Raw genomic sequence first — 16,272 nt, 5'->3', positions numbered from 1 at the left:
TCTGTGTAATCCCTATCCATCAGACGGACCTCATCAGGAGAGTCGTGGCGACCAGCACCAGCGTGCCGCCGAACATGGAGAGCGCGTACGAGCGGACGTAGCCGTTCTGGATCCGCCGCAGCCGGCTGGAGATCCCGCCGATGGTGGCGGCCAGGCCGTTGACGAAGCCGTCCAGGCCGCGGCTGTCGAAGTAGACCAGCGCCGCGGTGAGCGCCGAGCCGGGTCGGACCAGGACGGCGTGGTTGAAGTCGTCCTGGAGGAGGTCCCGGCGGGCGGCCCGGGTGAGCGGGGAGCCGACCGGCGGCACCACGGGAATGGTGGAGCGGCCGTACATCAGGTAGGAGAGCGCGACCCCGACCAGCATGCAGACCATGGTGAGCAGGGTGACCACCAGCGGGCTGAGCGGTGAGTTCCCCTCCGAGTGACCGGTGACCGGCTCCAGCCAGGTGACGAAGGAGTTGTTCAGGACGAAGAGCCCGCCGGCGAAGACCGAGCCGAAGGCGAGCACGATCATCGGGATGGTCATGGTGCTCGGCGACTCGTGCGGGTGCGGGTCGTTGCCGTCCGCGTCCGGCTGCCAGCGCTTCTCGCCGAAGAAGGTCAGGATCATCACCCGGGTCATGTAGAACGCGGTGATCGCGGCGCCGACCAGGGTGCAGAGGCCGAGGATCCAGCCCTCCGTGCCGCCCTTGGCGAAGGCCGCTTCGATGATCTTGTCCTTGGAGAAGAAGCCGGACAGGCCGGGGAACCCGATGATGGCCAGGTAACCGAGGCCGAAGGTGACGAAGGTGATCGGCATGTACTTCCGCAGGCCGCCGTAGTGACGCATGTTCACCTCGTCGTTCATGCCGTGCATGACCGAACCGGCGCCGAGGAAGAGCCCGGCCTTGAAGAAGCCGTGGGTCACCAGGTGCATGATCGCGAAGGCGTAGCCGATCGGACCGAGGCCCGCTGCCAGGATCATGTAGCCGATCTGCGACATGGTCGAGCCGGCCAGCGCCTTCTTGATGTCGTCCTTGGCGCAACCGACGATCGCCCCGAACAGCAGGGTGACCGCGCCGACCACCACCACGGCGGTCTGGGCGTCCGGCGCCAGGTTGAAGATGGCCCCGGAGCGGGTGATCAGGTAGACGCCGGCGGTCACCATGGTGGCCGCGTGGATCAGGGCCGAGACCGGGGTCGGGCCCTCCATGGCGTCCCCGAGCCAGGACTGCAGCGGCACCTGGGCGGACTTGCCGCAGGCCGCCAGCAGCAGCATCAGGCCGATGGCGGTCAGCTTGCCCTCACTGGCCTGGCCGGCCGCGCCGACCGTCCCCTCCTCGCCGAGGATCGGCCCGAAGGCGAAGGAGCCGAACTCCACGAACATCAGCATGATGGCGATGGAGAGGCCCATGTCGCCGACCCGGTTGACGATGAACGCCTTCTTGGCGGCCGTCGCGGCGCTCGGCTTGTGCTGCCAGAAGCCGATCAGCAGGTACGAGGCGAGGCCGACGCCCTCCCAGCCGACGTACAGCAGCAGGTAGTTGTCGGCGAGCACCAGCAGCAGCATGGCCGCCAGGAAGAGGTTCAGGTACGCGAAGAAGCGGCGCCGGCGCTCGTCGTGCGCCATGTAACCCACCGAGTAGAGGTGGATCAGCGTGCCCACGCCGGTGATCAGCAGGACGAAGGTGATCGAGAGCTGGTCGAGTTGGAAAGAGACGTCGGCCTGGAACCCGTTCACCGGGATCCAGCTGTACAGGTGCTCGGTGATCGAGCGTTCCTCGGCCTCGCGGCCCAGCAGGTCCGAGAAGAGCGTGAGCCCGAAGCCGAACGAGAGCGCGGCCAGCCCGGTGGCCAGCCAGTGGCCGAACCGGTCGAAGCGGCGGCCGCCGAGGAGCAGCAGGACGGCACCGGCCAGCGGAGCCGCCACGAGCAGCGGAATGAGAGAGTTCACCGAAGGCCCTCCGCCTACAGCTTCATCAGGTTGCTGTCATCGACCGAAGCCGAGTGCCTGGTCCGGAAGATGGACACGATGATGGCGAGGCCGACCACGACCTCGGCCGCCGCGACCACCATGGTGAAGAACGCGATGATCTGGCCGTCCAGATTGCCGTGCAACCGGGAGAACGTGACGAGTGCCAGGTTCGAGGCGTTGAGCATCAGCTCCACGCACATGAACAGCACGATCGCGTTCCGCCGGATCAGCACACCGGAGGCGCCGATGGTGAACAACAGTGCGGAGAGATAGAGGTAGTTGACCGGATTCACTCCGCGCCCTCCTCGTCGTGGCCGGCCGATGCCGGCCGGTTGTTCGGCACCGGCTCCAGCGCCTTGCGCGGGCCGGCGACCGGCGGGCGCGCGGACGGCGGACGGCCCAGCCAGTCGGCGGTGGTGGACTCCAGCTCGGCCATCCGCTGCAGCATCTCCTGGCTGACGTCACGGATCTGGCCGCGCTCGCGCAGGGTCTCCATCACCGAGTCCTCGGCGACGGTGCCGTCCGGCAGCAGGGCCGGGATGTCGACCGCGTTGTGCCGGGCGTAGACGCCGGGCGCGGGCAGCGGCGGCAGCTGGATGTTGTCCTTGACCCGCTGGGCGGCCAGCTCGCGCTGCGTCTTCGGCGCCTTCACGTGCTCACGGTGGGTCAGCACCATCGCGCCGATCGCGGCAGTGATCAGCAGCGCGCCGGTGACCTCGAAGGCCCAGACGTACTTGGTGAAGATCAGCCGGGCCAGGCCCTGGACGTTGCCCTCGGCGTTGGCCTCGGCGAGGCCGGTGAAGGTGTCCAGCTTGGCGTTGGCGATGCCGGCGATCAGCAGCACGCCGAACCCGATCCCGCAGAGGACGGCGGCGAACCGCTGGCCCTTCAGCTGCTCCTTCAGCGAGTCCGCACTGGTGACACCGACCAGCATCACCACGAACAGGAACAGCATCATGATGGCGCCGGTGTAGACGACGATCTGCACCACGCCCAGGAAGACCGCGCCCTGGGCCATGTAACAGACCGCCAGAGCGAGCATGGTGGCGGCGAGGCAGAGCGCGCTGTGCACGGCCTTCCTCATCAGCAGCATGCCGAGCGCTCCGCCCACGGCGATCACCGCGAGCACCCAGAACTGGACGGCCTCGCCGGTGGAGGTCGTCCCGGTGGCGGCGAGCGCCGCACCGTGCTCGGCGAGGTTCAGGGCGGTCACTGCTGGGCCTCCTTCTCCCGGTCGGTGCGCTCCTGCTGGACCGTCCCGGGCGCCGCCGCGGTGATCTCGCCCCGGTAGTAGGCGCCCTCGTCGGCGCCCGGGAAGATCGAGTGCGGGGTGTCGACCATGCCTTCGGAGAGGCCGACCAGCAGCTGGTCCTTGGTGAAGATGAGGTCCTGGCGCGAGGAGTCCGCGAGTTCGTACTCGTTGGTCATGGTGAGCGCCCGGGTCGGGCAGGCCTCGATGCAGAGGCCGCAGAGGATGCAGCGGGCGTAGTTGATCTGGTAGACCACGCCGTACCGCTCACCCGGGGAGTAGCGCTCCTCCTCCTGGTTGTCGGCACCCTCCACGTAGATCGCGTCGGCCGGGCAGGCCCAGGCGCAGAGCTCGCAGCCGACGCACTTCTCCAGGCCGTCCGGGTGCCGGTTCAGCTGGTGGCGGCCGTGGAAGCGCGGAGCGGTGGGCTTCTTCAGCTCCGGGTACTGCTCGGTGATCCGCTTCTTGAACATGGCCTTGAAGGTCACGCCGAAGCCGGCGGCCGGCCCGAGCATGGACGGCTTGTCGGTCCCGTCGTTCTGGTCGGACGACATCTCGGTCAGCTCCCTTCGGAATGGTCGGCGCCGTTGAGGGCGTCCTGGAGTTGCTTCGGGGCGCGGCTGCGCCGGCGCGGGACCGGCGGGAGCTGCTGACCGGGCAGCGGGGGTACCGGGTAGCCGCCGGCCATCGGGTCGAACTCGTCACCGGGTGGCGCGCCTTCGCCTTCCGGCCCGGCCGGTCCGGGCTTGCGCTTCAGGGCGTCCCTCAGCAGAGCCAGCAGCAGGATCGCGCCGGCCGGCGCACCGACGTACAGCACCACCTCGCCGAAGTCGTAGCCCTCGTTCCGCAGGGCCCGGACGCTGGCCACCATGACCAGCCAGACCAGCGAGACCGGGATCAGGACCTTCCAGCCGAGCTTCATGAACTGGTCGTAGCGCAGCCGGGGCAGGGTGCCGCGCAGCCAGATGAAGAAGAAGATCAGCAGCTGGATCTTCAGCGTGATCCAGAGCATCGGCCACCAGCCGTGGTTGGCCCCCTCCCAGAAGGTGGAGACCGGCCAGGGCGCCCGCCAGCCGCCCAGGAAGAGCGTGGAGGCGACGGCCGAGACGGTGACCATGTTGACGTACTCGGCCAGCATGAACATCGCGAACTTCAGCGAGGAGTACTCGGTGTTGAAGCCGCCGACCAGCTCGCCCTCGGCCTCCGGGAGGTCGAACGGCGCCCGGTTGGTCTCGCCGACCATGGCGATGATGTAGACGATGAAGGAGACCGGCAGCAGCACCGCGAACCAGGTCGGTTGCTGCGAGGAGACGATCTCCGAGGTGGACATCGAGCCGGAGTAGATGAACACCGCCGCGAAGGACAGGCCCATCGCGATCTCGTAGCTGATCATCTGCGCCGAGGAGCGCAGCCCGCCGAGCAGCGGATAGGTCGAGCCGGACGACCAGCCGGCCAGCACGATGCCGTAGATCCCGACCGAGGCGGTGGCCAGGATGTACAGCAGCGCCACCGGGAAGTCCGTCAGCTGGAGCGGGGTCCGGGTGCCGAAGATCGACACCTCGTCGCCGGCCGGGCCGAAGGGGATCACCGCGAAGGCCATGAAGGCGGGGACGGCACAGACGATCGGGGCCAGGATGTAGACCGCCTTGTCAGCGCCCTTGACCACCAGGTCTTCCTTGAGCGCCAGCTTCACGCCGTCCGCGAGCGACTGCAGCATGCCCCACGGGCCGTTCCGGTTGGGGCCGATGCGCAGCTGCATCCAGGCCACCACCTTGCGCTCCCAGACGATCGAGATCAGCACGGTGCCGACCAGGAACACGAAGCAGAAGACGGCCTTGAGCAGGACCAGCCACCAGGGGTCGCGGCCGAAGAAACCCAGGGTCTCGTATGCGGCGAGGTTCATCGGTCCTCCCCCTCGGCGGTCGGGGCGGCGGCCGGGGCGACCGCTGCGGCGGCGCCTTCTCCGGCGGGCTCCGCTCCGGTCTCGGCGGCGGTCTCGGCGCCGGTCGTGTCGACGGCGATGGTGTCGGCGGCGATCGTCACCAAGTGGCCCACGGTGGTGCCCAGGGTGCGGTAGGCGCCGCCCGGGGTGGAGTTGAGCGGGATCCAGACCGTCCGGTCCGGGATGTCCTTGGTGATCTCCAGCGGCAGGGTGAGCGACCCGGCCGGGCCGGTCAGCCGCAGCGCCGGAACGAGCGTCGCGGCGGGCGCCCCGGTGGAGGTCGCGGCGGGCACCTCGGTGGCCCCGATCTCCTCGGCGGTGGCCGGTGAGATCCGGGCGACGGCCGGGTGCCGGGTGCCGGCCAGGTGCGGATCGCCCTGCTGGAGCGAGCCGTTGTCCAGTAGCTGGCGCCACCCTGCGACCACCGCCTGGCCGGTGGCCGGCCTGGGCAGCAGAGCGGGGTGCGCGGCGGGTGCGGCCGGGTGGTCGCCGGTCCACGGCTCGAACCGGTCCAGCTCCAGCCGGGCGGCCCGGACGTCGGGCAGGCCCAGCCGGTGACCCAGCGCGTCCGCCAGCATGTTCAGCACCCGGACGTCCGGGTACAGGTGCCGGCTCATCTGCTGGTCGGGCTTGAGCGCGGCCTCGAACATCCGCACCCGGCCCTCCCAGTCCAGGAAGGTCCCGGCCTTCTCGGCCACCGCGGCGACCGGCAGCACCACGTCGGCCCGCGCGGTGACGGCGGACGGGCGCAGCTCCAGCGACACCACGAACGGCACGGTGGCCAGTGCCTCCTCGGCGAGCGCCGGATCCGGCAGGTCGTCCGGGTCGACGCCGCCGACCAGCAGCGCGTCCAGGTCGCCGTGGGCGGCGGCCGCGAGGATCTGGTCGGTGTCCCGGCCGAGCCGGGCCGGGAGTTCGGCCACTCCCCAGGCGGCGGCGGCCTCGGCCCGGGCGGCCGGGGCCGTGACCGGCCGGCCACCGGGCAACAGGCCGGGCAGCGCTCCCGCCTCGACGGCGCCGCGCTCACCGGCCCGGCGCGGGATCCAGGCGAGCCGGGCACCGGTGGCGTGCGCGAGACGCAGCGCGGCGGTCAGCGCACCGGGAGCGGCGGCCAGCCGCTCGCCGGCCAGGATGACGGCGCCGGGTGTGCGGAGCAGTTCGGCGGCGCGGCCGGCATCGTCGTTCAGCGGCTCGTCGGCGGCGAGGGCGGAGAGCCACTCGGCCTCGGTGCCGGGGGCCGCGGGCAGCAGGGCGCCGCGCAGCTTGTTCAGGCCCCGGGAGCCGTAGGCGGCGATCGAGAACACCTTGAGGCCGCTCGCCCGGGTGGCCTTGCGCAGCCGCAGGAAGACGATCGGCGACTCCTCCTCGGGCTCGAAGCCCGCGAGCAGCACGACCGGGGCGGCCTCCAGTGCCTCGTAGTCGACGCCGTTGCCGTCCAGGTCGGTGCCGCGGCCGGCGACGGCGGCGGCCAGGAAGTCCGCCTCCTCGCCGCTGTGCGGGCGGGCCCGGAAGTCCACGTCGTTGGTGCCGAGCACCACCCGGGCGAACTTGGCGTAGGCGTAGGCGTCCTCGACGGTGACGCGGCCACCGGTGAGCACGCCGGCGCGGGCACCGCGCAGCCCCTCGGCGGCCCGGACCAGCGCCTCCGGCCAGGAGGCGGCGACGAGTTCACCCGACGCGGAGTCCCGGACCAGCGGGGTGGCGAGCCGGTCGCGCTGCTGCGCGTAGCGGAAGGCGAACCGGCCCTTGTCGCAGTTCCACTCCTCGTTGACCGCCGGATCCTCGCCCGCGAGGCGCCGCAGCACCTTGCCGCGCCGGTGGTCGGTGCGCTGCGCGCAGCCGGAGGAACAGTGCTCGCAGACACTCGGTGAGGAGACCAGGTCGAACGGGCGGGAGCGGAAACGATAAGCCGCCGAGGTGAGCGCACCGACCGGGCAAATCTGGATGGTGTTGCCGGAGAAGTACGACTCGAAGTCGTCGCCCTGGCCGGTGCCGACCTGCTGGAGGGCGCCGCGCTCGACCAGGTCGATGAACGGGTCCCCGGCGATCTGCTGGGAGAAGCGGGTGCAGCGGGCGCAGAGCACGCAGCGCTCGCGGTCCAGCAGCACCTGGGTGCTGATCGGCACCGGCTTCTCGTAGGTCCGCTTCATCCCCTCGAAGCGGGAGTCGGTGTCCCCGGTGGACATCGCCTGGTTCTGCAGCGGGCACTCACCGCCCTTGTCGCAGACCGGGCAGTCCAGCGGGTGGTTGATCAGCAGCAGTTCCATCACGCCGCGCTGGGCCTTCTCGGCGACCGGCGAGCTGACCTGCGTCCGGACCACCATGCCCTCGGCGACCGGGATCGTGCACGAGGCGACGGGCTTGCGCTGCCCCTCGATCTCGACGATGCACTGCCGGCAGGCGCCGGCCGGGTCGAGCAGCGGGTGATCGCAGAAGCGCGGGATCTGGGTGCCGATCTGCTCGGCGGCCCGGATCACCAACGTCCCCTTGGGGACCTGCACTTCGACGCCGTCGATGGTGAGCGTGACCAGGTCGACCGCGGCCTTGGAGGTGGCTGGTTCTGTGATCGTCACGCGTGCACCTCCCTTTCGGTGGCGGACTGGTGGCCGGGGCGGGGGCCGTCGGCCCAGACGGTGGAGGCGGCCGGGTCGAACGGGCAGCGGCGCTCGGCAAGGTGCTGCTCGTATTCGGCCCGGAAGTGCTGGAGCGAGGAGACGATCGGGCTGGCCGCGCCGTCGCCCAGCGCGCAGAAGGACTTGCCGTTGATGTTGTCGGCGATGTCGAGCAGCTTCTCCAGGTCGCCCTCGACCCCCTCGCCGGCCTCGATCCGCTTGAGCAGCTGGACGAGCCAGTACGTCCCCTCGCGGCAGGGCGTGCACTTGCCGCAGGACTCGTGGGCGTAGAACTCCGTCCAGCGGGTGACCGCCCGGACCACACAGGTGGTCTCGTCGAAGACCTGCAGGGCCTTGGTGCCGAGCATCGAACCGGCCGCGCCGACGCCCTCGTAGTCGAGCGGGACGTCGAGGTGCTCGTCGGTGAACATCGGGGTGGACGAGCCGCCCGGCGTCCAGAACTTGAGCCGGTGCCCGGCCCGGACGCCGCCGCTGATGTCCAGCAACTGGCGCAGCGTGACACCGAGCGGGGCCTCGTACTGGCCGGGGTTGGTGACATGACCGGAGAGCGAGTAGAGCGTGAAGCCGGGGGACTTCTCCGTGCCCAGGCCCTTGAACCACTCCTTGCCGCGGGCCAGGATCGGCGGCACCGAGGCGATCGACTCGACGTTGTTGACCACCGTCGGGCAGGCGTAGAGGCCGGCGATCGCCGGGAACGGCGGGCGCAGCCGGGGCTGGCCGCGGCGCCCCTCCAACGAGTCCAGCAGCGCCGTCTCCTCACCGCAGATGTAGGCGCCGGCGCCGGCGTGCACGGTGATGTCGAGATCGGTGCCGGAGCCCAGGATGTTCTTGCCGAGCAGCCCGGCCCGGTAGGCCTCGGCGACGGCGGCCTGGAGGCGGCGCAGCACCGGGACGACCTCGCCGCGCAGGTAGATGAACGCGTGGTCGCAGCGGATCGCGTAGGAGGCGATGATCATGCCCTCGATCAGCGCGTGCGGGTTGGCGAACAGCAGCGGGATGTCCTTGCAGGTGCCCGGCTCGGACTCGTCCGCGTTCACCACCAGGTAGTGCGGCTTGCCGTCGTTCTGCGGGATGAACTGCCACTTCATCCCGGTGGGGAAGCCGGCTCCGCCGCGGCCGCGCAGGCCGGAGTCCTTGACCAGCGCGATCACGTCGTCCGGGGGCATCGCGAGGGCCGCCTTCAGGCCCTCGTACCCGGCGTGGCGGCGATAGGTGGCCAGCGTCCAGGGGCGGCTGTCGTCCCAGGAGGCGGAGAGCACGGGGGTGAGCAGCTTCTCGGCCGGCTCGGCGGAGGTCATCACGCTTCGGTCCCTTCGTGACGGGGCGAGACGACCCGGGTGCCACCGGTGCCGGGCAGGGCCTCGCCCTTGGCCAGCCGCAGGCCGGCCAGCGAGGGTGCGCCCCCGGCACCGGACTCGTCGACGGCGCCGGGGCGCTCGTCGGGGAAGCCGGCCAGGATCCGGGCGGACTCCTTGAAGCTGCAGAGCCGGGCGCCGCGGGTGGGGTGGACCTCGCGGCCCGCCCGCAGGTCGTCGACCAGCCGCCTGGCGCTCTCCGGGGTCTGGTCGTCGAAGAACTCCCAGTTGACCATCACGACGGGGGCGTAGTCGCAGGCGGCGTTGCACTCGATGTGCTCGATCGAGATCTCGCCGTCCTCGGTGGTCTCGTTGTTCTTGATCCCGAGGTGCTGCTGGAGCTCGTCGAAGATCTGGTCGCCGCCGAGCACCGCACAGAGGGTGTTGGTGCAGACCCCGACGTGGTACTTCCCGGCCGGCCGCCGCCGGTACATGGTGTAGAAGGTGGCGACGGCGGTGACCTCGGCGGTGGTGAGGTCCAACTGCTCGGCGCAGAAGCGGATACCGGTCGGGCTGACGAAGCCCTCCTCCGCCTGCACCAGGTGCAGCAGCGGAAGCAGTGCGGAGCGGGCCACCGGATAGCGGCCGATCAGCTCCTTCGCGTCGTCGACCAGACGGGCGTGCACCTCCTCGGGGTACGGCTTGGCCGGCAGCGCCGGCATCCCCAACTGGACGTCTGTCACCGGTCCACGCCTCCCATCACCGGGTCGAGCCCGGCCACCGCGACGATCACGTCGGCGACCTGGCCGCCCTCGCACATCGCCGCCATCGACTGCAGATTGGTGAACGACGGATCCCGGAAGTGGACCCGGTACGGGCGCGTCCCGCCGTCGCTGACCACGTGCACGCCCAGCTCGCCCTTGGGCGACTCGACCGCCGCGTACGCCTGGCCGACCGGGACCCGGAAGCCCTCGGTGACCAGCTTGAAGTGGTGGATCAGGGCCTCCATCGAGGTGCCCATGATCTTGCGGATGTGGTCGAGCGAGTTGCCCATGCCGTCCGGGCCGACGGCCAGTTGGGCGGGCCAGGCGATCTTCCTGTCGGCCACCATGACCGGGCCGGGACGGAGCCGCTCCAGGCACTGCTCGACGATCCGCAGCGACTGCTTCATCTCCTCCAGGCGGATCAGGAAGCGGCCGTAGGAGTCGGCGCTGTCGGCGATCGCGACCTCGAAGTCGTAGTTCTCGTAGCCGCAGTACGGGTCCGTCTTGCGCAGGTCGTGCGGCAGGCCGGTGGAGCGCAGGACCGGTCCGGTGGCACCGAGGGCCAGGCAGCCGGGCAGGTCGAGGAAGCCGACATCGACCAGGCGCGCCTTGAACACCGGGTTGCCGGTGGCGAGTTTGTCGTACTCGTGCATCCGGGAGCGGAGGGTCTTCACCGCCTCGTGGATCTGGTCGACCGCACCGGGCGGGAGATCCTGGGCGAGGCCGCCGGGGCGGACGTACGCGTGGTTCATCCGCAGGCCGGTGACCAGCTCGAAGACGTCCAGGACGGTCTCGCGGTCACGGAACCCGTAGGTCATCAGCGTGATGCCGCCGATCTCCATGCCGCCGGTGGCCAGGCAGACCAGGTGCGAGGAGACCCGGTTGAGCTCCATCATCATGACGCGGATGACGTTCGCCCGGTCCGGGATGTCGTCGGTGATGCCGAGCAGCTTCTCGACCGCGAGGCAGTAGGCGGTCTCGTTGAACAGCGGAGTCAGGTAGTCCATCCGGGTCACGAAGGTGGTGCCCTGGACCCAGTTGCGGAACTCCATGTTCTTCTCGATGCCGGTGTGGAGGTAGCCGATGCCGCAGCGGGCCTGCTTCACCGTCTCGCCGTCGATCTCCAGGATCAGGCGCAGCACACCGTGGGTGGACGGGTGCTGGGGGCCCATGTTGACGATGATGCGCTCGTCGTCGGCCCGGCCGACGGCTTCGACCACCTCGCCCCAGTCGCCCCCGGTGACGGTGAAGACGCGACCCTCGGTGGTGTCCCGGGCTCCGGCCGCCGCGGCCTCCCCGGCCGCCGCCTCTTCGTAGTGCTGAGTACTCATCAGCTGTACGACCTCCGCTGGTCGGGTGCCGGGATCTGAGCGCCCTTGTACTCGACGGGGATGCCGCCGAGCGGGTAGTCCTTGCGCTGCGGGTGGCCCAACCAGTCGTCCGGCATCATGATCCGGGTGAGGGCCGGGTGGCCCTCGAAGACCAGACCGAAGAAGTCGTAGGTCTCGCGCTCGTGCCAGTCGTTGGTCGGGTAGACGCTGACCACCGACGGGATGCGCGGGTCGGCGTCCGGCGCCGTGACCTCCAGCCTGATCAGCCGGCCGTGGGTGATCGAGCGCAGGTGGTAGACCGCGTGCAGCTCACGGCCCTGGTCGCCCGGGTAGTGCACACCGCTCACACCGAGACAGAGCTCGAAGCGGAGCGCGGGGTCGTCACGCAGGATGCGCACGGTCTTGAGCAGGTGTTCACGGGCGATGTGGAAGGTGAGCTCGGCGCGGTCGACGACGGTCTTCTCGATCACGTCCACCGGTTCGAGGCCCTGCTCCTCCAGTGCGCCCTCCAACTCGTCCGCGACCTCGTCGAACCAGCCGCCGTAGGGGCGTTCGGTGGCGGACGGCAGGGCGATCGGGGTGTCGAGCCCGCCGAAACCGGAGGTGTCGCCACTGCCCTGGGAGCCGAACATGCCCTGGCGCCGACCGACCACCTCGACGGGGATCTCTCGGCGTGGCTGCTCCTGGTCGCGGCGGGTCTCGGGTACCTGGTCGTTCATCGCAGCTGCCCCCGCATCTCACTCACCGGGGTGGCCTGCAGGGCCAACGCCTCGCCCAACTCCTCGGCCCGGCGCCGGTTCGCACCCAGCGGCTCGTGCTGGATCTTGTCGTGCAGCTTCAGGATGGCGTCCATCAGCATCTCCGGGCGGGGCGGACAGCCGGGAAGGTAGATGTCCACCGGGACGATGTGGTCGACGCCCTGCACGATGGCGTAGTTGTTGAACATCCCGCCCGAGGAGGCGCAGACCCCCATCGAGATGACCCACTTCGGGTTCGCCATCTGGTCGTACACCTGGCGCAGGACCGGCGCCATCTTCTGGCTCACCCGACCTGCCACGATCATCAGATCGGCCTGCCGGGGGGAGCCCCGGAAGACCTCCATCCCGAACCGGGCCAGGTCGTAGCGGCCGGCTCCGGTGGTCATCATCTCGATCGCGCAGCAGGCGAGTCCGAAGGTGGCCGGGAAGAGCGACGCCTTGCGCACCCAGCCCGCGGCCGTCTCCACACTCGTGAGCAGAAAGCCGCTCGGCAGCTTCTCCTCGATTCCCATCAGATCCCTCTCAATACCCTCAGTGCCCTCAAGTCCTGTGGTCCGTACGCTGGTTCGGGCCTCTGCACCCGTCCGGGCTTGTCCGCCCGTTCACAAAGTCAGCGGCCGCCCCGCACTCAGTCCCACTCCAGGCCGCCGCGGCGCCAGACGTAGGCGTACGCGACGAAGACGGTGGCGATGAACAGGAGCATCTCGACCAGCCCGAAGATCCCCAGGGCGTCGAAGCTCACCGCCCACGGGTAAAGGAAGACGATCTCGATGTCGAAGACGATGAAGAGCATCGCCGTCAGGTAGTACTTGATCGGGAACCGACCGCCGCCCACGGGCTGCGGGGTCGGCTCGATGCCGCACTCGTACGCCTCCAACTTGGCCCGGTTGTAGCGCTTGGGGCCGGTCATTGAGGCCATCACGACGGAGCCGACCGCGAACGCCGCCGCGATGGCACCGAGTACGAGGATCGGCGCGTAGGCATTCATAGCCCCCGCTCCCTCCGTCCAGTCGTCCTTGACTGCAGATCGGAACCGACGGGTCACGCTGTGGTGGACCCGCGTTCCAGTTCCCGAGATCCACCTCATGTGAGGCAGTTCACAAAGCCTGGAACGAGCGCATCCTATGCCCGTCGGCTTGTGATCTGCGACACGCAGTTCATGGCGATCTTTGTGATCTACGCCACCCTTGGAATGGTGGTGAAAGTGAACATGCCCAGAATTGTCAACGCAAAGCAGTCAAATGGTCACAATAAGTCGTATTCATCTGCGAAGCGGCAGGTCAGGGCGTCGCTCCTATATCAACTATGCGCCGCCCAGAGCAAATTTCTGGGCGTCATGTTGACGTGTTATAGCGCCTCACCCGCAGGGGTGGCGGCCCTCCGAACACCCGCTTGACCCTTCGTTCACAAGCGCGCGAGCGTCCGTTTTTCGCGGCCCGCCGGCCGCTGCCCTGTCGCCCTCGGGGGGCCGTTTCGGGGGGTGGTTTCGGGGGCGACTCGGGGGCGGCTAGGAGTCGCGGTCGGAGCTCGTCCGGGGCTGCGTTCGGGGACTCGGGGTGGGTCGGTCGCGGCGGAGCGAGCCATCCCGGTCGGACTGGGGCAGCTGCTGTTGGGTTGGGGACTGTTGGGCTGGGGCACCGTTGAGTCGAGGCCACTGGGGGCAGGCCCGGCCTGGCGTCACCCGGGTGTCAGGCGGCCACCCGGGGCCGCGTCGTTCAGTAACCGCTCTCCCACACCCAGGCCGCGACACCGACGCGGTTGCGGGCGCCGATCTTGCGCTGGATCGTGGCCAGGTGGTTCTTCACCGTCCCGGCGGTGATGAACAGCTGCGATCCGATCTCCGCGTTGGTCGATCCGCCGGCGACAAGCTGGGCGATCTCCCTCTCCCGCGCAGTGAGTTCCTCGACGAACTCCGCGCTCGGGCGCTCCCTCCTGCCCTGCGCCTCCTGGTTCGCCGCTCCGCCCTTCCTCCCTTGCTCCTGTGACTGCCGCGCCCGATGCGCCGCCTGCCGTACCGGCTGCGGCTGATACGGCGCGTGATCCTGCTGCGACAGCTGACGCAGGAGACGCACGGTGACCTGCGGGCTGATCAACGCGTCCCCGGCGACCGCTGCCCGCACCGCCTCGGCGAGCAGTGCCGGCCCAGAGCGCTTCAACAGGAAACCGGCGGCCCCGGCGCGGATCGCCGCGTGCACGTACTCGTCGAGGTCGAAGGTCGTTACCACGACGACCCGGTACTCCTCGCCCAACCGCCGGGTCAGCTCCAGTCCGTCCAGCCTCGGCATCCTGATGTCCGCGAGGATCACGTCCGGCCGCAACCGGTCGGCCTGCTCCACCGCCGCCTCGCCGTCCTCGGCCTCACCCACCACCTCGATGTCGGGCTGGGCGTCCAGAATGATCCGGTACGCACTACGGATCGCCTCATCGTCGTCCGCGAGAAGAACCCTGATACTCATCGCCCCTCCAGCGGCATCGTCGCCGTGACCAGCCAGCCGTCGGAGCCCTCCCGGCCCGAAGCGAGCGCCCCACCCAGCGCCTCCACGCGGGCTGCCAGCCCAGCAAGCCCGCTGCCTCCGCGGAAGACCTCGCCGAAGCGCGTACCGGACTGCTGCGGAGCACCGCCGTCGTCCTGGACCGCGACCTCCAGCCACCGCCCCTCGCGCCGCACCCGGATGTCGACGACGCGCGCGGCGGGCGCGTGCCGGCGCACGTTGGTCAACGCCTCCACCACGACGCGGTACGCCGTTGCCGCCACCTCCCTGGGCACCCCGGGCTGGTCGGCAGGGGCATCCAACCGCACGGTGACGCCGCCGGACTCCGCGAATCGATCGGTCAGCTCTACGAGCTCGGCCAGGCCCGGCTGCGGACCACGCTCCGGTGTCTCCGTCTCCTCACTGCGCAGCAGGTGGACGGTCCGGTCGAGCGAGGCCAGCGCCTGCTGCCCGGCCCGCTCTATCCGCTCGAACAGCGCCACCGCCCTGGCCGGATCCGAGGCGGCCAGCACCATGCCCGCCTGAGCCTGAGCGACCATGCCGCTGACGTCGTGCGCAACGAAGTCATGCAGATCATGGGCCAGTTCGAGCCGCTGAGTGCGACGGGCGGCAGCCACCGAGCGGCGCCGGGTGTCGTCCAGCCCGCGCAGGTACAACCCCATCAGCACCGCGGGCACCGAGAACACCGAACCGAAGCCGAAGAGCGTCAACGCGTCCTGCGGCCCGGCGATCCCGAGGAAGCGGGACGGCTGGAGTGCCACGGCGCCTGCGATCGTCCAGGCCACCACGGCTGACCGCCGCCCGCCCTCGGCCCGCAGCGTCGAGACCAACAGCACGAGCAGAAAGGCGACTTCGAGCAACCCGACCAGCCCGCACCACCGGTCCGACTCGGCCCAGCGGCCGGCAACCCAGACTCCCGCCGTGACCGCTACCGAACCCGCCCCGGCCGCACCGGCCACGACGGCAACCCCGCACCGCTTCCGCGCCGCCCAACCGAGCAGCACAGCGGCGGGAACAACCAACGCCAGGATCTGACTCATCATCGCCTCCTCTCGACGATCAGCTTATGGACCGCCGGCGCCTCCTGCCTGTGCCGATCGGCACATTTCCGCATGCCTTCTGAGCAGCCGGAACAGCCCGATCGGCATCTGTTGCCGCCCTCGTCCGGCCGCCAGGCTTGACCCATCGGATCGGCCACCGGGGCCGACCGCGAAGGGAGTTCACCGTCATGACGGACACCGCGACCACCACCGTTCCAGTGCCCACTCACCCCATCAACCTCGGTGGTCCCGCAGCCGCCGCGCCGGCCGTCGGCACGGCCCGCGGCCGGCGCAACGCCGTATCCGGCGTTCCCCGCTGGGCCGACCTTGCCGCCAGGGCCACCGTCTGGACCACCGTGCCGTCCGGTCTCTGGCGGGTCGTCCTCGGGCTGGGCCTCCCGGTCGGCTTCAGCGGCGAGCTCGCCGCGACGACCGACCGGTACACCCCGGGCTGGGGCACCGTCTACGTCGTCCTGCTGAGCGCTCTGGCCGAAGCGGTGGCCCTCCTCACCCTCGGCCTGGTCCGCCCCTGGGGCGAGGTGGTACCCCGCTGGGTCCCCCTGATCGGTGGCCGCACCGTCCACCCGCTCGCCGCGATCGTCCCGGCCGCGCTGGGCTCCGCCGCTCTCACCTGGGTCGGCATGTCGTCCCTGTTCGGCGGCTGGGCATCCGCGATGAGCAGCCCGGAAGCCCCCCACGGCACCGCGGGTCTGATCATGACCCTCTGCTACCTCCCGCTGGTCGCCTGGGGTCCGCTGGTCGCCGCCGTCACCGTTGCCTACGCCCGCCGCACCCTGGGGCGCCGATGACGACC

Annotated in this window: 15 protein-coding genes; 1 reads left to right on the top strand and 14 read right to left on the bottom strand. The window is 70.2% G+C overall.

All coding sequences use genetic code 11. The features are described 5' to 3' along the window. Positions 1-19: 19 nt before the first annotated feature. From nuoL to ACFVYI_RS10800, 14 genes are all read right to left on the bottom strand, one after another. Positions 20-1,933 (bottom strand): NADH-quinone oxidoreductase subunit L, encoded by a 1,914-nt coding sequence (gene nuoL, locus ACFVYI_RS10865; protein ID WP_387883309.1) that lies wholly within the window; start codon positions 1,931-1,933, stop codon positions 20-22. A 14-nt stretch (positions 1,934-1,947) separates the two neighbouring features. Then, a complete protein-coding gene (nuoK, locus tag ACFVYI_RS10860) occupies positions 1,948-2,247 on the bottom strand; it encodes an NADH-quinone oxidoreductase subunit NuoK (RefSeq protein ID WP_209412994.1) in 300 nt (99 codons plus the stop codon). Further along, the gene (locus ACFVYI_RS10855) at positions 2,244-3,167 is read right to left on the bottom strand and encodes an NADH-quinone oxidoreductase subunit J (protein ID WP_387883305.1); all 924 of its coding nucleotides are present in this window, start codon (positions 3,165-3,167) and stop codon (positions 2,244-2,246) included. Before ACFVYI_RS10855 ends, nuoK begins: the two co-directional genes overlap by 4 nt. Further along, positions 3,164-3,757 (bottom strand): NADH-quinone oxidoreductase subunit NuoI, encoded by a 594-nt coding sequence (nuoI, locus tag ACFVYI_RS10850; RefSeq protein WP_387883302.1) that lies wholly within the window; start codon positions 3,755-3,757, stop codon positions 3,164-3,166. Before nuoI ends, ACFVYI_RS10855 begins: the two co-directional genes overlap by 4 nt. Positions 3,758-3,762: 5 nt before the next feature. Continuing rightward, on the bottom strand, positions 3,763-5,106 hold the full coding sequence (gene nuoH / locus ACFVYI_RS10845) for an NADH-quinone oxidoreductase subunit NuoH (protein WP_387883300.1): 1,344 nt from the start codon (positions 5,104-5,106) through the stop codon (positions 3,763-3,765). Continuing rightward, a complete protein-coding gene (locus ACFVYI_RS10840; protein ID WP_387883297.1) occupies positions 5,103-7,718 on the bottom strand; it encodes an NADH-quinone oxidoreductase subunit G in 2,616 nt (871 codons plus the stop codon). Before ACFVYI_RS10840 ends, nuoH begins: the two co-directional genes overlap by 4 nt. Continuing rightward, positions 7,715-9,076 (bottom strand): NADH-quinone oxidoreductase subunit NuoF, encoded by a 1,362-nt coding sequence (nuoF, locus tag ACFVYI_RS10835; protein WP_387883294.1) that lies wholly within the window; start codon positions 9,074-9,076, stop codon positions 7,715-7,717. The genes ACFVYI_RS10840 and nuoF overlap by 4 nt, the downstream gene beginning before the upstream one ends. After that, positions 9,076-9,816 carry an NADH-quinone oxidoreductase subunit NuoE gene (nuoE, locus tag ACFVYI_RS10830; protein ID WP_360624617.1) on the bottom strand — a complete coding sequence of 247 codons (741 nt, stop codon included), beginning with the start codon at positions 9,814-9,816 and terminating at the stop codon, positions 9,076-9,078. The genes nuoF and nuoE overlap by 1 nt, the downstream gene beginning before the upstream one ends. Beyond that, complete coding sequence (locus ACFVYI_RS10825; protein ID WP_387883290.1) at positions 9,813-11,168, bottom strand: NADH-quinone oxidoreductase subunit D; 1,356 nt, start codon at positions 11,166-11,168, stop codon at positions 9,813-9,815. Before ACFVYI_RS10825 ends, nuoE begins: the two co-directional genes overlap by 4 nt. Then, positions 11,168-11,887 (bottom strand): NADH-quinone oxidoreductase subunit C, encoded by a 720-nt coding sequence (locus ACFVYI_RS10820; RefSeq protein WP_387883288.1) that lies wholly within the window; start codon positions 11,885-11,887, stop codon positions 11,168-11,170. The genes ACFVYI_RS10825 and ACFVYI_RS10820 overlap by 1 nt, the downstream gene beginning before the upstream one ends. Beyond that, positions 11,884-12,438, bottom strand: a complete 555-nt coding sequence (locus ACFVYI_RS10815; RefSeq protein WP_360624626.1) for an NADH-quinone oxidoreductase subunit B family protein — start codon at positions 12,436-12,438, stop codon at positions 11,884-11,886. The genes ACFVYI_RS10820 and ACFVYI_RS10815 overlap by 4 nt, the downstream gene beginning before the upstream one ends. A gap of 116 nt (positions 12,439-12,554) precedes the next feature. Then, complete coding sequence (locus ACFVYI_RS10810) at positions 12,555-12,914, bottom strand: NADH-quinone oxidoreductase subunit A (RefSeq protein ID WP_387883284.1); 360 nt, start codon at positions 12,912-12,914, stop codon at positions 12,555-12,557. A gap of 727 nt (positions 12,915-13,641) precedes the next feature. Beyond that, positions 13,642-14,382, bottom strand: a complete 741-nt coding sequence (locus tag ACFVYI_RS10805; protein ID WP_387883281.1) for a response regulator — start codon at positions 14,380-14,382, stop codon at positions 13,642-13,644. Continuing rightward, positions 14,379-15,458, bottom strand: a complete 1,080-nt coding sequence (locus ACFVYI_RS10800; RefSeq protein ID WP_387883278.1) for a sensor histidine kinase — start codon at positions 15,456-15,458, stop codon at positions 14,379-14,381. The genes ACFVYI_RS10805 and ACFVYI_RS10800 overlap by 4 nt, the downstream gene beginning before the upstream one ends. A gap of 188 nt (positions 15,459-15,646) precedes the next feature. Here ACFVYI_RS10800 and ACFVYI_RS10795 point away from each other — a divergent pair, with 188 nt between their 5' ends. Next, positions 15,647-16,267, top strand: coding sequence for a hypothetical protein (locus tag ACFVYI_RS10795; RefSeq protein ID WP_387883275.1), 621 nt, complete (start codon positions 15,647-15,649; stop codon positions 16,265-16,267). Positions 16,268-16,272 lie beyond the last annotated feature (5 nt).

Origin of the sequence: Kitasatospora sp. NPDC058218 (assembly GCF_042882445.1) — a bacterium.
Lineage (GTDB): Bacteria > Actinomycetota > Actinomycetes > Streptomycetales > Streptomycetaceae > Kitasatospora.
Note: the sequence above shows the minus strand (reverse complement) of the source record. Positions and strands in the feature narration are given on the sequence as shown.

What these genes read in the sequence shown, in the direction of transcription:
- nuoI (WP_387883302.1), bottom strand. Translation starts at nt 3,757, where the DNA reads ATGTCGTCCGACCAGAACGACGGGACCGACAAGCCGTCCATGCTCGGG.
- nuoH (WP_387883300.1), bottom strand. Translation starts at nt 5,106, where the DNA reads ATGAACCTCGCCGCATACGAGACCCTGGGTTTCTTCGGCCGCGACCCC.
- nuoF (WP_387883294.1), bottom strand. Translation starts at nt 9,076, where the DNA reads ATGACCTCCGCCGAGCCGGCCGAGAAGCTGCTCACCCCCGTGCTCTCC.
- ACFVYI_RS10825 (WP_387883290.1), bottom strand. Translation starts at nt 11,168, where the DNA reads ATGAGTACTCAGCACTACGAAGAGGCGGCGGCCGGGGAGGCCGCGGCG.
- ACFVYI_RS10820 (WP_387883288.1), bottom strand. Translation starts at nt 11,887, where the DNA reads ATGAACGACCAGGTACCCGAGACCCGCCGCGACCAGGAGCAGCCACGC.
- ACFVYI_RS10815 (WP_360624626.1), bottom strand. Translation starts at nt 12,438, where the DNA reads ATGGGAATCGAGGAGAAGCTGCCGAGCGGCTTTCTGCTCACGAGTGTG.
- ACFVYI_RS10810 (WP_387883284.1), bottom strand. Translation starts at nt 12,914, where the DNA reads ATGAATGCCTACGCGCCGATCCTCGTACTCGGTGCCATCGCGGCGGCG.
- ACFVYI_RS10805 (WP_387883281.1), bottom strand. Translation starts at nt 14,382, where the DNA reads ATGAGTATCAGGGTTCTTCTCGCGGACGACGATGAGGCGATCCGTAGT.
- ACFVYI_RS10800 (WP_387883278.1), bottom strand. Translation starts at nt 15,458, where the DNA reads ATGAGTCAGATCCTGGCGTTGGTTGTTCCCGCCGCTGTGCTGCTCGGT.
- ACFVYI_RS10795 (WP_387883275.1), top strand. Translation starts at nt 15,647, where the DNA reads ATGACGGACACCGCGACCACCACCGTTCCAGTGCCCACTCACCCCATC.